The following is a 15970-nucleotide window of genomic DNA, read 5'->3' on the forward strand; positions in this document are numbered from 1 at the left end:
ACCTGACGGCAACAAACTCATCTGCGATGATGAATATGTTGGCTAAGGACACCCCTGGATGAAGAAACAACACTTTTCGAATACCTTACATAATCTCTATCGTAAAGCGCTCAGACATACTAAGTACCGCTGGATCGTGATTTTCGGGACGCTGTTGTATCTTGTCAGTCCGTTGGATATTTCTCCAGATGTTTTTCCGGTTTTAGGCTGGATTGATGACGGGTTGGTAGTTAGCCTGCTAGTGACCGAGATGAGCCAGATTTTGGCTGAACAGATCAAGCAAAAGCGACCCCTCGATAGAGAAGCAGAAACCGCTGACGCTCAGACCATCGCCGTCGAAGCCGTAACGATGAGCTGACAAGTCTCTCTTTCTCGCCTAGATTTACTCTCTAATCCCCTAAACACCAAAAACATCATGACTTACACCACTCAAGACGACGCCAACAATCTTTCTACTGCAGCTGTTGAACCCACGCCTGCTGCTAATCCCTCCACTGTTAAAAAGCTAAAAACGCTTTACCAGGAGAGTAGCCAAAGGTCACAGCGCGTGGCTAAAATTCTCCGAGCTGCTTTTACCGAGACTGCCGCCGAATTTAAAGATGGCCGCGCCGTCATTAGCCCACTGGCTAAAGAAGTCACCGCTGAGACGGTCGCCACGGTCAAAGAAAAGAGCAAGCAGGCTGCTGATACCGTTAACAATACCTGGCAGCAAGAAGCTGATAGCAAAGATATGACTGAGCGTCTGATCGCCTTTGTGCGGACGATGGGCAGATCTGCTGGTCAGACTGCTCGGGTAGAGCTACTGCCTCAGCTCAAAGTGCAGGCTATTAAGCTAGACAAGGTGCTGAGCAATCGCTACGGTAGCCGCTATGCCACGCTCAAAGACCGGGTTGCTGGGATTCGTCAGCGGTATGCTGCGACCGAGCCGACTCAGCCCGAAACCGCTACCGACAGCCCAATGGCTATCGAAATAGACAGTGAAGTGGTTCGCTAGAAGCTGTGAGCCCGGTTAATTAGCCTCGCTTAATATCTAAACATCAGACTCGCAGAGAATGCTATCTCTGCGAGTCTTTTTTTCTGCTTTTTTCTGCTTAAACAGTCGATTTTGGCGCAGCCCATCTTAGGCCCAGGTACTTTTAGCCAAACTGCTGCTTGGCCTGCTGATAGACAGTTTCGGTAATTTCAGAGAGACCTTTCTCGCGGGCAAATTTCTCTATCTTTTTACGGGCCGCTGGCCTGACAAAAAACGGAATTTCTTTGAGCATGGCCTCTGCCTCTGCTGTCCAACTTACTGACTCTGCCATAGCGATCGCTTTCCTCTGCTAAACCTTATGCGCTAAACCTTATGCCAAACCTAGTTTATAGGCTGACACATTTCTACTAACATAGATAAGCGAGCGATGCCATCAACTGAAGATGCGATCGCGGGTAATCATAGGCAAGTATTCTTCAAGGACAGCTATGGCCAGCATTCAGCCCACACACATACCCAATCTGGAGCGTCCTAAAAAAGGCTTTAATCAACATGCAGAGCGGCTGAACGGCAGACTGGCCATGGTTGGCTTTGCCGCTCTGATTGTGATTGAGCTGCTGACGGGTAAAGGGCTGCTGTCTCTGCTGGGATGGGCTTGATAGGCGCAGGCATCAGCGACTAGGGAGTAGGCAGATCACGTTTTAACCATTTTGACCGTAAAACGCCGCCCAGCATCAGCAACCCCGCTAGCGCGGCTGGCTCTGGGACTTCGGTAGGTTCAGGCGTTGGTTCTGGGAAAGGTTCAGGGGTTGGGACGGGCATTGGTGCAGGAGCCGGGTTAGGCGTTGGGTCTGGGGTAGGCGTTGGGCTCGGTGATGGGACAGGCGGGTTGTCAGTAGCGGGCTCGGAAGATATCTGCTTAATTTGAGCATAGAGCTGACTGCTGATAGTCATATCTTCCGGCACCTGAAAGCTGCGCGTAAACGTCGCCCCGCCATCTGCGCTGAAGCCCAGTAGCGATAGGCTGTATATTGCCTGGTCAAAGGCAAAGGTTTGAGCCGCAGGATTGTCAGAAACCAGGAGCCTATCAGCACTACCGTCGAGGTTGGTATTAGGCGTCAGATCGAAGCCGAAAGTATATTTAAACTGTCGCTGCGCTTGAGCAGGTTGCGCCAGGTTGAGCTGAATGCTCAAAGGCACACTAGACACGTGAGTGCCGCTAAACGTTTGTCCGTTGAAGTAGGTAAGATTGCCTACCGCAAATGCCTGCTCGGAGGCTGCTGCAAAAGAGTTGCTCCAGAAGGTAAGCTTGTTGGGCATCGAGCGATCGCCGGGTCTCCCTAAGACAAAGGTTTCGCTCTGAGGGTTAGGCTTTTCAGTACTAAACGTCGCCTCAGGATCGACGGCCTGGTTGACCGAGGGTGAATTAAAGGTGCCGCTGCTGTCGCCAAGAAAGAGCGTGGCAGCCATAGCTGGCGAACTCTGTAGCAGCAGCGGAGCAGCTACGAGAGCAAAGGAGGCAAGGTAAGTAGAACGAAACATGTCGGCGGTTTCTGCATAGCGGCAAATATATCAAGAAAAACTGATGCACCTCAGCCCACAACCTAGTCACCCCAATCGGCCTGAGCCTATGGTGGACACACAAATTGTTGAATTCTTTACTGGAGTTTGAAGTAGAGACTCTTCTAATAAGAGAGAACTATAAAGGTAGGTAGAGACCAGCTGAACCGGTGAAAAACGCCGGTCTTGAAAACGGTTCTTCAAGATGGGAATAGGCTAGCTGTCAAAGCCTACGCTGATTGCTTCTAAGAGAGAATCTTCAAGGCCAGTCTTTAAGTCTTGAGTGCTCAGACTGTTTCTGGGCGCTGTTTCTGAGCGCTGTTTCTGGGCACTGTTTCTGGGCTTAAACGGGCGAGATGGCAGGAACTAATATAGTTAACAAGCTAATCTCCCTCGTATCCCTGTGTTTTAAGTGAATTTACGGTGAACAAGCCAGTCGCAGAGATGAAGAGATGCTTACCGGAAGTTTATGATAAGTATCCGGCTCCAACCAGCATCGGGGCAGGGCGGGGAACCTGGCCATTCTCAGATTGGCAGTCTCAGATTGGCATTCTCAGATTGGCAGTCTCAGATTGGCAGTCTCAGATTGGCAGTCTCAGATTGGCAGTCTCAGATTGGCAGTCTCAGATTGGCAGTACAGTATCAGTATCCAGGCGCAGATCCAAAAAAACAAAAAAAGGTGCAAATGGTTAATTCCCATCTGCACCCTTTAGCCGAAGCATTCAATTGTCTTACTCGTTGCTCAATCATGAATAGCTTTGCCCGCTATGCCTGAGTTGGCTAAATGGCGAGCTTTAGCTTTCTACCGCTGACTACTGATTGTCTGTCTCAGAGAACTCAGCATCGATGACATCGTCTTCACCGCTAGTAGAGGCACTGTCAGTGGGCTCACTGGCTGTATCGGCGGCGGCATCAGGCGCTGCCTCACTGCCCTGCTGATAGAGGTTGCTGCTAAGTGTGTAGAGCGCCTGCTGCAGGTCAGTCATCGTAGACTTGATCTTGTCGTAATCTTCGGCAGCGATCGCGTCCTTCAGCTCCTTCACCTGCGCTTCGATTTTCTCTTTGTCCTCAGCAGGTACCTTGTCGCCCAGCTCTTCTACCTGCTTTTCAGCCTGGTAAGCCAGCGAGTCGGCCTGGTTTTTGGTGTCAATCCGCTCACGGCGCTCTTTGTCAGCGTCAGAGTTGCTCTCAGCGTCGCGCACCATCTGCTCCACTTCATTTTCGGAGAGCGTAGACGCACCCGTGATGCTGATCGACTGCTCTTTGCCCGATCCTTTGTCCTTAGCCGTGACGTTGAGGATGCCGTTAGCATCAATATCAAAGATCACTTCAATTTGAGGAACGCCGCGCTGAGCCGGGGGAATGCCGTCTAGCCGGAAGATGCCCAAGTCCTTGTTGTCGTTGGCCATTTCCCGCTCACCCTGGAGCACGTGGATCTCCACATTGGTCTGCCCATCGACAGCGGTCGAGAAGACCTCTGACTTTTTGGTAGGAATGGTGGTGTTGCGAGTGATCAGCTTCGTCATCACACCGCCTAGGGTCTCGACACCCAACGATAGCGGGGTCACATCCAAGAGCAGAATGTCTTTGACTTCGCCTGCAAGCACACCGCCCTGAATAGCAGCGCCAATGGCGACCACTTCATCAGGGTTCACCGTTTGGTTAGGCTCTTTATCCAAAATTCGCTGAACCAGGCTTTGTACTGCCGGAATCCGAGTAGAACCGCCTACTAGGACGACTTCGTCAATATCCGACTTGCTGAGCTTGGCGTCTTTGAGCGCGTTTTGTACGGGCACACCGCAGCGATCAATCAGATCAGAGCACAGCTCTTCAAACTTAGCGCGGGTCAAGGTGGTATCTAAGTGCTTAGGCCCGTCTTGAGTAGCCGTGATAAACGGCAGGTTAACTTCTGCCTGAGTCACGCTAGATAGCTCAATCTTGGCTTTTTCAGCCGCTTCGGTCAGACGCTGGAGCGCCTGCTTATCTTTGCGCAGGTCGATGCCTTCTTTTTTGGCGAAGTCCTCAGCGAGATAGTCAACCAGCTTTTTGTCAAAGTCGTCACCGCCTAAGTGCGTATCGCCTGAAGTAGAGAGCACTTCGAAAACGCCGTCGCCAACTTCTAGAATAGAAACGTCAAAAGTACCGCCGCCCAAGTCAAAGACGAGGATAGTTTCGTTGCTCTTTTTATCTAAGCCATAGGCCAGCGCAGCGGCGGTCGGCTCGTTGATGATTCGCAGTACTTCTACGCCTGCAACTTTACCGGCGTCTTTGGTAGCCTGACGCTGGGAGTCATTAAAGTAGGCAGGAACCGTGATCACGGCCTGCGTGACCTTTTCGCCCAGGTACTTACTAGCGTCGTCTACGAGCTTACGTAGCACCTGCGATGAAATTTCTTCGGGGGCGTACTGCTTCCCGTCAGATGTTTCAATTTTGACATTGCCGCCAACTTTGGCGATTTTATAAGGCACTTCGCTAGCTTCGTTATTGACTTCGTCATACTGACGGCCAATGAAGCGCTTGACTGAATACAGCGTATTCTCGGGGTTCATCACCGCTTGCCGCTTGGCGATTTGGCCGACGAGGCGATCGCCATTTTTGGCATAGGCCACGACCGAAGGCGTGGTGCGAAAACCTTCAGCGTTGGCGATAACAGTAGGCTTACCGCCTTCCATCACAGCCACAACCGAGTTAGTGGTCCCCAGGTCAATTCCGACTACTTTTCCCATATCTTGCTCCGACTGAATAACTAACGACGATTTGTTCGTAAGGGTTATTCATATAGTGCTCAATCAGAGGCGGTTTACTGAAGGGGGGGTTACCGAACCCGAGGCTTCGGCTACGCTCAGCTCTCAGCGGGTCTTGACTTTGGCTTGTGGCTTCTTAAGGAAAAAGCACAGAATGGCTCAAACGGGAAAATAAGACGCAGGATAGAGGTCAGTTTAATATTTGCCAATAATTTCTTAATGGAAGAAAAACACCTGACCGTAGCGTTTATGTACGGTCAGGGCGATCTGGGTCGCTCAGTCTATGCCACTGCTGCGATCTTCAAATCTTCTTCTTCGGCTGCCAAGGATTCGTCTCGGATAGCAAAATACAGCTCTAGATTTGCCACCGTGAGCGGAGAGGCTTGCTTCAAATTTCGAGGGCTAAGTGCTGTCAGAGACTCTAAAGCTGCTCTTTCGGCAATATATTCTTCGCCCTGCCGCCGCAGCTCCGGACTAAATGAATAGACAAGGCTCTCGTGTAGAGCCTCGGGCACAAAGTTAGATTTGAGATCTTCATAAACTGAGTACTCGATTGGTCTGTCGTCAGCGGGATCTTCTATGATCACGTCACTTTCAGCCTTTTCAGCTTCATCATCTACAGATGCATTCAGCTGCTTCATTTCCTCGGCAGAGAGCGTTTCAACCCATTCAATACGCTCATTCCACGCATTGATAGCCACTAGATCGTGGTTGTGGATTCTAGTAAGCTCTGGAAATAGGAAGTCTAGCTCATCAGTAGTTTCAACTTTATCTAAGGTGGCTACAGCATCCTGACGGATAGTGGCATTCAGAGCGGTTAGGCGATCGCTCACCGTTTGCCATTCCCCCTGCATCTGATAGGTCATTGCGATCGCCTGCTCAATTGCCCATACACATTCGCACCGACGAATATACGCAGCCGAACCAACCCCGATCATCAACTGGCCATTGTCATAGTCTGATAGCGCTCGGAACATCATGTCCCTAGCGGCTTTGATCTCATCGCTGCGCGATCTCAAATCCTGCATAGTCATTGCAGAGCATAGCCGATTCATTGCCTTTTCAAACAGGCCGTAAGCCCTCGCTAGAATTGTACGGTGAGCCCTAAACTCCACATCGTCTGACACCTGCTGAATATGCTTAATCAGCTCAACGCCTTGATCCGCAAATACCTGCTTAAGGTCAATGAATCCTTCCCTCACTTCAACGCGCATTTGCCGCACGTCTTTTCTAAGCTTGAGCGTTTGCCATAGATTTACGGCAGAGAGGGCAGCTACGGCTACTGTACCGACACCAATTACAGCCGTAGTCGCTTGCAAGGTTGCTACCGATGCAGAAAGCGCCTTGATTCCTTGTAGTGCTTTATGACCTTGGTATAGTTGCCCTGCTCCCATGAGCATTTGTGGCGCAGCTGTCAGTGGATTCAGACTCATGCCAATGGCGTGTGCAGCAAATTGACCTGTTGCAGCATCTCGAACCATTCCAATCGGAACGCCCGCAGCCGTTTCAACTGGAATATATTTTCCGGCTGCAATTCCTATCTGTACTAAAGGCGAAAAATCGTACATGGCTATAACTCCTTTGATAAATGAATCTGCTTTAACTCAGGGCTGTTCTAGTTAAGCTCTCAAGCGCTGTTTCAATCGTTTGTAGCTGAAGCTTCTTTTGCTGAATAATTACTGACTCCACTTCCTTTTGTGCCAAGGTTTCTTTCAAAACGCCTTCTTGCTGCTCTAGCAGATTGCACAGAATAGAAATAGAAGCGCTTGCTGATTCATGAAAGTCTTGGGCCTTTTTATCAAAGGCGCTTTCGATGTTTTCGGTAATCCTGGTCAAAATCTCGTCAGAGGCTTCTACAAATTTATCTATGCCTTTATTGAAAGCTTCTACTTTCAGTTCCTCTTTCATCTCTTCTACATCCTTTCCGAAAAGCCAACTGGCAGCGGCCCCAGCTATGCCACCTGTAAGTAAAATAGGCCATAGCCCAAATCCGGCAAAAGCCAAAGCTCCCGCAGCAGCCATACCGCCTCCCTTCAGACCTAAATCGCCCCAGAAGCCTGTAGCATCTCCTACGGCGTCAGGATTAAGCTTGGAATGAAATTTGAGGTTGACTCCCAAACTCGATAGCTCGAACTGCTTCTGTAGGCCAGCACCAGTCTTGTCATCAATAGATTTAAGGTCTTGCTGTATGGTCGCTAGCTTCTTGATAATTTCACTCTCTAGCTCGTCTACCTTAGGCTTTAGAATAGTCTGCATAACAGCGTTTTTCAGCCAATTATCTAATTCTTCAGAGATATCCTGTACGAATTTTTCTGCATAGTCCTTGACAATAGCTGCCTTTTGCTCGTGTTGCGTTGCCCACTTCTCTTTTCTGCTGGCGAGGCAATCATCAACATCGTCTAGCCATTGATCCCATGAGTCGCTGACCTCTGATAGCGCTTCCTCAATTAGTGACTCTTTGAGCACCTGAATTTTGATGTCGAACCCACTTATCGCGCCCGTTTTCTCCAATATCTTGTGCTGCTCTGCTGCTGAAAGGCTGAGCTTGCCTTCCAAGAAATTCGTCATTTTCTCGAATCCATCTTGAATTCCCGAAACAAACCGTTGAACGTTCACAATTCCTTTCATAAGGCTCAGTTCGCCTCTTTCCTCTACCAAGAATGTTTCAAGTGCGCTCACAAATGCTTCAAATGACTCAGAGTGCTCGTTTACGGTCTGTGTCAAAGTTGCTTCTAACGCAAATCGCGCAGACACAAAATGAACCCGATTATCGCTACTTAATAAAGGATTTTCTGGATTGCACACGACGTTTTTGACTAGTGTTTTGACTTGCGTTTCGTCATTGGGCGATCGCAGCAAATCCATAAAGTTAATCAGCACAAATAGATTATTAGCCGGAGCTTCAGGGTCTTCTGTTTGCAACCGATGCTTCAGGCTCTCTAACAGATCTCGCTCGCCCTTGGTCATCGGGCGCTGCGCATTTGCTAAGAAAATAGCCGCGTCGATATCTCGTAATAGTCTCTCTGTTACAGCCGTCCGATCAGGATGTTCGTTCAGACCAGGAGAGTCCACAATCTCTACATGATGGCGGCACAGCTCTAGCCCCGGATGCTCCAGCACAATTTCAGCAATATTCGATTCGGCTAGCTCAAGCTCTCGGTTGCCTAAAGCCGCTTCCTCTGGAATAGACGCCTGCTGCTGATACTGCTCGAAAGGAATGACGGCCTGGGTGCCATCTTTGTAATGGCAGACCACTCGCTTTTCAGCCCCGTACTTCAGCACTGTCAGCGTTCCACTACAGGGAATCGCCCGCACGGGCTGTAGCTCCTCACCTAGCAGCGCATTCAGGAACGTCGATTTCCCTTGGCTAAATTCGCCGACAATCGCCAATCGAAACTTCTGTGATTGAACTTTTTGAGCAAGTGATCGCACTGCATCTTCGAGTACCGCAAGAAAAATATTACAGTCGCCTTCCTCCTGTAGCACTTCTATAAGATCAGTACAGATTTGGCTCAACTGCGCCTGATAGCCTTGAAACTTTTCGAGTTTTGCATACGATGGCTTACGGCTGGCTGGGCGCGATGCGCTTTTCGGTTGAGCTAAAAACTTAGAGGACAAAAAGCTGGCAGCATTGACAATTGCTGCATCAATATTTTGAAAGCGCTGAGGATCTAGCAACCACCGTAGTTCCTCTACAGCCTCTTGTTTGACTTCTGCTCGCTTACCATCAAGGCAGGAGAGCAGCGCTTTTACTTGATGAGCTGGCACGTCTATTACGCTGGCTACTGTGTTGAGATACTTGCGTTCTTGCACTTCTGCGCAGCCATCTGCGATCGCTAATCTATGGCCAAACCCCAAAATGATCAGCTTTTCAGAAACCGATAGTGAGTCCGTCAAACAACTGATTGCGTCTAGGCGATTATAAATTTCATGCTTCCGTATACCCTTGAGCATCAAGGAAATCATTTTTCCAAGGCTGCTCTCAGGTGATGCGAACTGACTCAGGACTTTCTGGAGATACAGCTTTTCACGGTCTGCTAGCTGGCCATCTGCGTAGGCGACACCCACTAGCACCGTCGTCATTGCCGACAAAAACATCACCCGAGGTGTCAGATGGCGATCCAGCACCTTTTGACCTGTGATCTGCGTCAGAATATCTGCGCCGTTCAGCTTTTTTGCAGCAAGGGTTGAGGACATTTTCTATCGTTTTGGGAAGAACTAGGTAGAGGCTTATCGAAAAAAGGCGCAACAGCAAGGACTTCGCTGTCATGCTTGATTGATAAAAGCAACTCTTGATATACTTCCCAATTTGCCGCAGTCCCCAATCCTTCGTTAACCCCTGAACGGTTAGACGAAGGGAGAAGGCGATCGCACCTGTGACGTGAAGGGACGAGCTGGCACAGTAAAATGGGAAGGGCGATCGCCTCGTATCCAGAGATGAGTATGATTTACGACGTTATTCTCAGTAGAAAGGACGATCAGTATATTGCCCGTGCTAAACAGTGGCCTGAAATTATAGCTGTTGACAACAGCCGTGAGGCTGCGATTGAGCAGCTTAAATCCCAACTCCTTGACTATTTAACGAATGAGGTCGAGGTGGTTCAAATCGAAATTCCAATTTCAACACAGACTGGAAATCCCTGGCTCGATAAATTTGGTTGGTTTAGGGACGACTCAACTTTCGACGACTTACAAGCTGAGATCGCGGCCTATCGGCAAGAAATAGAGCAAGAGATGGAGTCCCTTGCGGATTGAAATCGCGTCTTAGATGGCTTTATATATTTTGGATAGCGATCATTTGAGCCTTCATCAACGCGGTTATGAACCGCTCGGTCAGCGATTGCTCACGATTTCTCCTAACCAGGTCGTCATCACTACGATTAGCGTTGAAGAGTTAATTCGAGGACGTTTGTCACAAATTCGGAAAGCAGCTAACTCTCCAGAACGAGTTCGTGCTTATTACTGGTTCACAAGAACTCTCGAATTTCTGCGTGATTTTACGGTACTGGGCTACGATGCCGAAGCAGAAGCCTACTATCAGACCCTGCTTGCCCGAAAAGTTCGGATTGGCACACAAGATTTGAGAATTGCAGCGATCGCGCTAAGCCAGGGCACAACCTTAGTCACCCGTAATCGACAAGATTTCGAGCGTGTTGTGAGCCTAAATTTTGAGGACTGGTCAGTATTGTAGACCGGGTTCCTATCCCTACGAAAGGCTGGCTATGATTTGCTGATCTAAGGAAAAATCGACTTCTGCGTTGCCTTTGCCAGTAGCAAGGTAGTCGTTTTCGTATGAGTCCTTCAAGCCTTCGATGAGATCAAATTTGGTTTGCCAATTTAGCTCCGCCTTGGCTTTGCTGATGTCGGTGAAGAAGTGCTGAACGCGCATGGGGAAGGCTTTTTTCTTGCCGAAGTCGAATTTGGCGGGGTCGTAGTGGACGATGTTGATGGCATTGGGGTCTTTGCCGATGGCGATCGCGCAGGCTCTGGCAAGGCCGTCGAAGGTAACGGCTTTGTCGCCGGAAATATTGTAGATCTGGCCGATGGCTTGGTCGTTGCCGAGGACGGCAACCATTGCGGCGGCTAAGTCCTGACAGTGGCCTAGTTGGGTGAGGGCCATGCCATTACCGGGAATCGGAATGGGCTGATCGCGCACAATGCGGTCAAAGAACCACTCCTCCAGCGGATTGTAGTTCTGCGGGCCATAGATATAGACGGGGCGAACAGCGGTGAAGGGGACGCCTTGCGCTTTGAGATGGTCTTCGGTGTGAAATTTGCCTTTGTGACGGCTGTTAGGATCGACCGGATCGCCTTCTTTGTGGGGCATTTGGTCGCTTTTGGCATAGACCCCAGCAGAACTGACGTAGATGAAGTGCTGTAGCTTGCCCTTAAACAGTTCTACCAGGGGCTGGGTATGGGCGAGTTCGCGGCCATTATTGTCGAAGATGGCGTCGAAGGATTGATCGGACAGGGCGGATTTGAGGGCTGCGGGGTCGGTGCGATCGCACACCACAGTCTCCAGCCCCGCCACCGGTGCCGGATGATTACCCCGGTTCAGCAAAACCACCTCATGCCCCTGGCTGACTAACTGCTTGGTGAGATACACCCCCACAAACCGCGTCCCGCCAATCACTAATACCTTCATACCCGTATGCCCAAAACGCTGCGCTGAGTATTCAGTTTATCGGGTTGCCCGACCCCCGACTAATGGATGTAGGGATAGCTTTTCGCGCTCAAGCTTGCGCCAAGCGATTGGCTATTAAAATCGGCATTTTGTCAATTACGTAATCTTAATTTATGCAAACCATAGTTAAGAATAACCACTCAGAAGTTTTGTAACATTTGTTTAAGAAAGAGCCAGAGAAAGTATGTATTTTTGTTTCACGCGGGCCCTTTAAGCCTTGTCCTATCAAGGTTTTCTGGTAAAACTTTAAGGGTAGGTTTAAAAACTGAGCGCAGTCCGTCATCAGAGGTCATCGCTTTAATTCAATAGTTTTGTAAATATTTCTTTGTTCAGAAAATAATCCGTCTCATCGGCCTTTTGTCAAGCTGTGTTTCTAGCTTTTTAGGTGTGGCAAAGGTCTGAGAGAAGTGTAGATACCCTTTAGGAGTTCATTGCGCATGTTCACTCAAGTTCGGCCCACTGTCAGACACGTTGTCCCTAAAGAATTAGGCGATCGCACTCTGGTTAAAGTGGTCTATGTCGTACTCGAGCCCCAGTACCAAAGCTCTTTGTCAGCGGCGGTGCGCTCTATTAATGAAAGCAACGCTCAAATCGCTGTAGAAATTAGCGGCTACCTGATCGAGGAGCTGCGTAGTGCGGACAATTTTGAAGACTTTAAGCGCGATATTGCCGAGGCGAATGTCTTCATCGGTTCGCTGATCTTCGTCGAAGAACTCGCAGAGAAAGTAGAGGCAGCAGTGAAGCCTCATCGCGATCGCCTCGACGCCGCAGTCGTCTTCCCTTCTATGCCTCAGGTCATGCGCCTGAACAAGCTGGGCAGCTTTAACATGGCTCAGCTTGGCCAGTCCAAGAGCGTCATCGGCGACTTTATGAAAAAGCGCCGCCAAAAGCAGGGCAGCGGCTTTGAAGATGCCATGCTGAAGCTGCTGCGGACGCTGCCTAAAGTGCTGAAGTACCTGCCGATCGAAAAAGCGCAGGACGCGCGCAACTTCATGCTGAGCTTTCAGTACTGGCTGGGTGGCTCTGCCGAAAACTTGGAGAACTTCCTGCTGATGCTGGCCGATCGCTACGTGCTGCCAGCGCGTCAGCTAGAAGGTACGCCCAAGGCAGACAGTATTACCTACGAGCAGCCGGTGACCTTCCTTGATATTGGGATCTGGCACCCGCTTGCGCCCACCATGTTTGAAGATCTGCGCGAGTATCTCAACTGGTACGACTCTCGCAGCGACGTACCTGAGATTTCCCGCAATCCAAACGCGCCCTGTGTGGGCATTGTGTTGCAGCGCACTCACCTGGTGACGGGCGATGACGCTCACTACGTGTCTATCGTGCAGGAACTGGAGTATGCAGGCGCTCGGGTAATCCCCGTATTCGCAGGCGGTCTAGACTTTTCTAAGCCGGTAGATACTTACTTTTTCGATCCGCTAAATCCAGAAGAAGCGATCGTTGATTCGGTGGTGTCGCTCACGGGATTTGCCCTGGTCGGTGGCCCTGCTCGCCAGGATCACCCTAAGGCGATTGAGTCGCTGCAAAAGCTCAACCGGCCCTATATGGTGTCTTTGCCGCTGGTGTTCCAAACCACGGAAGAATGGGAGGCCAGTGACCTGGGCCTGCACCCGATTCAGGTGGCACTGCAAATGGCGATCCCTGAGCTAGATGGGGCCATTGAGCCAATTATTATGTCGGGCCGCGATGGTATGACAGGCCGCGCCATTACCCTGCAAGACCGGGTAGAAGCGATTTCCACGCGGGCGCTGAAGTGGGCCCGGCTGCGCCGTCTGCCGCGTGTAGACAAAAAGCTAGCGATCACGGTCTTCAGCTTTCCGCCCGATAAAGGAAACGTCGGGACAGCCGCCTACCTCAACGTATTTGGCTCCATTTACCGGGTGATGGAGGAGATGAAGGCGCAGGGATACACCATCGAAGATATGCCTGAGACATCAGAAGAACTGATGCAGATGGTGATTCACGATGCGCGGGCGCAGTACAACAGCCCGAACCTGAACATCGCGCACAAAATGTCGGTCGCTGAATACGAGGCGCTGACGCCCTACTCAGAGCGGCTAGAAGAAAACTGGGGGCCACCGCCCGGACAGCTCAATACCGACGGTCAAAATCTGCTGGTGTACGGCAAAACCTTTGGCAATGTGTTCATCGGCGTGCAGCCCACCTTTGGCTACGAAGGCGACCCGATGCGGCTGCTGTTCTCCCGGTCGGCCAGTCCTCACCACGGCTTCGCAGCGTACTATACCTATCTGGAGAAAATCTGGAAGGCGGACGCGGTGCTGCACTTTGGCACCCATGGCTCGCTCGAATTTATGCCTGGCAAGCAAATGGGTATGTCGGCCAAGTGCTACCCAGACAACCTGATTGGCAATACGCCAAACCTGTATTACTACGCAGCAAACAACCCTTCGGAAGCGACGATCGCCAAGCGTCGGGGCTACGCAGAAATTATCAGCTACCTGACGCCGCCTGCCGAAAATGCGGGGCTGTACAAGGGGCTAAAAGAACTCAGCGAGCTGATTGGCTCTTACCAGACGCTTAAAGAGGGCAGTCGGGGGACGCCGATTGTGAATGCGGCGATTGAAAAGGCGCGTCAGGTAAACCTGGATAAGGATATTACGCTGCCTGAAGATGCGAGCGGACTGAGTAAGGAAGAGCGCGATACGCTGATTGGAAAGCTCTATATCAAGCTGATGGAAATAGAGTCGCGGCTGCTGCCTTGCGGGCTGCATGTGGTAGGTGAGCCCCCGACGGCAGAAGAAGCGATCGCCACCCTGGTCAACATCGCCAGCCTCGACCGCCCAGAAGAGGAGAAAAAGAGCCTGCAGCGGATTGTCGCTGAGAGCATTGGCCGGGATATTGACCAGATTTATGCGAGCAGCGATCGCGGCAACCTCGAAGACGTACAAACGCTCTACGACATCAACAGCGCCGTCCGAGCGGCAGTCGCAGCCATGGTGCGCGAGCAAATCAACGATGATGGCCGCGTGTCGGTGAAGTCAGTGCTCTCTGCCCTCAACTTTGGTGGTACCAAAGCAGTCTGGACGAAAGCGCTGCATGAATTGGGCTACAAGAACATTGAGAACGATTCGCTCACGACTTTGTTTGAGTACCTCCAGTTCTGCTTAAAGCAAGTAGTTGCTGACAATGAGCTAGCCTCCCTACTGCGCGCCCTAGACGGAGAATATGTCCTTCCTGGCCCCGGCGGCGACCCGATTCGCAACCCGGATGTGCTGCCCACCGGCAAGAACATTCACGCGCTCGATCCGCAGTCGATTCCGACTTCGGCAGCAGTGCAGTCGGCTAAGATTGTTGTGGATCGCCTGCTGGATCGACAGCGAGCTGAGAATGACGGTGCTTATCCCGAAACCATTGCCACTGTGCTGTGGGGTACCGACAACATCAAAACCTACGGCGAATCGCTGGCTCAAATGATGTGGTTTGTCGGCGTCAAGCCCGTGCCGGATGCTCTGGGGCGGATGAACAAGCTGGAGCTGATTTCTCTCGAAGAATTAGGACGGCCCCGAATCGACGTAGTAATCAACTGCTCAGGCGTCTTCCGCGATTTGTTTGTGAACCAAATGGCGCTGCTCGACCGGGCGGTGAAAATGGCGGCAGAAGCAGATGAACCGGTAGAGATGAACTTTGTGCGCAAGCACGCCATGGCTCAGGCCGAAGAATTTGGCCTGACGCTGCGGAATGCGGCGACGCGAATTTTCTCGAATGCGTCAGGATCTTATGCGGCGAATGTGAACCTGGCCGTAGAAAACAGCAGTTGGGAAGAAGAACAGGAGCTGCGCGATATGTACTTAGCGCGAAAGTCTTTCTCTTTTAACTGCGACAATCCGGGTGTGATGGATGAGTCTCGTGGGTTGCTAGAAGCGTCGCTCAAAACAGCGGATGTAACCTTCCAAAACCTCGATTCTTCTGAGATCTCTCTTACTGATGTCTCTCACTACTTCGACTCCGACCCGACCAAGGTTGTAGCGAGTCTGAGAGATGACGGCAAGAAGCCGACTTCGTTTATCGCCGATACAACGACGGCAAATGCGCAGGTGCGATCGCTCTCTGAAACCGTCCGCCTCGACGCCCGCACCAAGCTACTGAACCCCAAGTGGTACGAGGGCATGCTCTCCAACGGCTACGAAGGCGTCCGCGAACTCTCCAACCGCCTGGTAAACACCATGGGTTGGTCAGCCACCGCAGATGCAGTAGACAACTGGGTATACGAAGACACGAACGAGACTTTCATCAACGACCCGGAAATGTGCAAGCGGCTGATGGACTTAAACCCCAACTCCTTCCGTCGAATGGTGACCACCTTGCTAGAAGTGAACGGTCGCGGCTACTGGGAAACCAGCGATGAAAACATTGAGCGGCTACAAGAACTCTACGAAGAGGTCGAAAATCGGATTGAAGGCGTTGAATAAGCGCTACCTCAGATCTAACAGTTAATGAGAAGGGGCAGGCGAAAGTCTGTCCCTTTTTGTTCGCTATGATAGG

General features: G+C 50.9%; 12 protein-coding genes. 6 read left to right on the forward strand and 6 right to left on the reverse strand.

The features are described 5' to 3' along the window. The first annotated feature begins 58 nt into the window (after nt 1-58). Nucleotides 59-358 (forward strand): YkvA family protein, encoded by a 300-nt coding sequence (locus CKL79_RS03140; protein WP_121968123.1) that lies wholly within the window; start codon nt 59-61, stop codon nt 356-358. A gap of 57 nt (nt 359-415) precedes the next feature. Then, the gene (locus tag CKL79_RS03145) at nt 416-994 is read left to right on the forward strand and encodes a hypothetical protein (protein ID WP_121968124.1); all 579 of its coding nucleotides are present in this window, start codon (nt 416-418) and stop codon (nt 992-994) included. 142 nt (nt 995-1136) lie between these two features. Here the strand turns inward: CKL79_RS03145 and CKL79_RS03150 are convergent, their stop codons facing one another. Then, complete coding sequence (locus CKL79_RS03150; protein WP_121968125.1) at nt 1137-1304, reverse strand: PCP reductase family protein; 168 nt, start codon at nt 1302-1304, stop codon at nt 1137-1139. 157 nt (nt 1305-1461) lie between these two features. Between CKL79_RS03150 and CKL79_RS03155 the strand changes: the two genes are divergently transcribed. Further along, nucleotides 1462-1632: a chlorophyll a/b-binding protein gene (locus CKL79_RS03155; protein WP_121968126.1), complete on the forward strand. Its 171-nt coding sequence runs from the start codon at nt 1462-1464 to the stop codon at nt 1630-1632. Between the two features lie 19 nt (nt 1633-1651). Here the strand turns inward: CKL79_RS03155 and CKL79_RS24120 are convergent, their stop codons facing one another. From CKL79_RS24120 to CKL79_RS03180, 4 genes are all read right to left on the reverse strand, one after another. Beyond that, the gene (locus CKL79_RS24120) at nt 1652-2443 is read right to left on the reverse strand and encodes a choice-of-anchor K domain-containing protein (RefSeq protein WP_205878976.1); all 792 of its coding nucleotides are present in this window, start codon (nt 2441-2443) and stop codon (nt 1652-1654) included. Nucleotides 2444-3345: 902 nt separating this feature from the next. After that, nucleotides 3346-5259: a molecular chaperone DnaK gene (dnaK, locus tag CKL79_RS03170; RefSeq protein WP_121968129.1), complete on the reverse strand. Its 1914-nt coding sequence runs from the start codon at nt 5257-5259 to the stop codon at nt 3346-3348. A gap of 299 nt (nt 5260-5558) precedes the next feature. Continuing rightward, entirely contained in the window at nt 5559-6845 is a 1287-nt protein-coding gene (locus CKL79_RS03175) for a hypothetical protein (RefSeq protein ID WP_121968130.1), read from the reverse strand. Between the two features lie 31 nt (nt 6846-6876). Continuing rightward, complete coding sequence (locus CKL79_RS03180; protein ID WP_121968131.1) at nt 6877-9474, reverse strand: dynamin family protein; 2598 nt, start codon at nt 9472-9474, stop codon at nt 6877-6879. Nucleotides 9475-9720: 246 nt separating this feature from the next. Between CKL79_RS03180 and CKL79_RS03185 the strand changes: the two genes are divergently transcribed. Beyond that, complete coding sequence (locus CKL79_RS03185) at nt 9721-10032, forward strand: hypothetical protein (protein WP_141242138.1); 312 nt, start codon at nt 9721-9723, stop codon at nt 10030-10032. Nucleotides 10033-10045: 13 nt separating this feature from the next. Continuing rightward, on the forward strand, nt 10046-10468 hold the full coding sequence (locus tag CKL79_RS03190) for a type II toxin-antitoxin system VapC family toxin (protein WP_121968133.1): 423 nt from the start codon (nt 10046-10048) through the stop codon (nt 10466-10468). Nucleotides 10469-10483: 15 nt separating this feature from the next. Here CKL79_RS03190 and CKL79_RS03195 read toward each other — a convergent pair whose 3' ends face one another. After that, nucleotides 10484-11422 carry an NAD-dependent epimerase/dehydratase family protein gene (locus CKL79_RS03195; RefSeq protein ID WP_121968134.1) on the reverse strand — a complete coding sequence of 313 codons (939 nt, stop codon included), beginning with the start codon at nt 11420-11422 and terminating at the stop codon, nt 10484-10486. Nucleotides 11423-11898: 476 nt separating this feature from the next. Between CKL79_RS03195 and CKL79_RS03200 the strand changes: the two genes are divergently transcribed. Further along, a complete protein-coding gene (locus CKL79_RS03200) occupies nt 11899-15897 on the forward strand; it encodes a magnesium chelatase subunit H (RefSeq protein ID WP_121968135.1) in 3999 nt (1332 codons plus the stop codon). The last annotated feature ends 73 nt before the right edge of the window (nt 15898-15970 follow it).

This window comes from Leptolyngbya sp. BC1307, from assembly GCF_002286735.1.
Lineage (GTDB): Bacteria > Cyanobacteriota > Cyanobacteriia > Phormidesmidales > Phormidesmidaceae > Phormidesmis.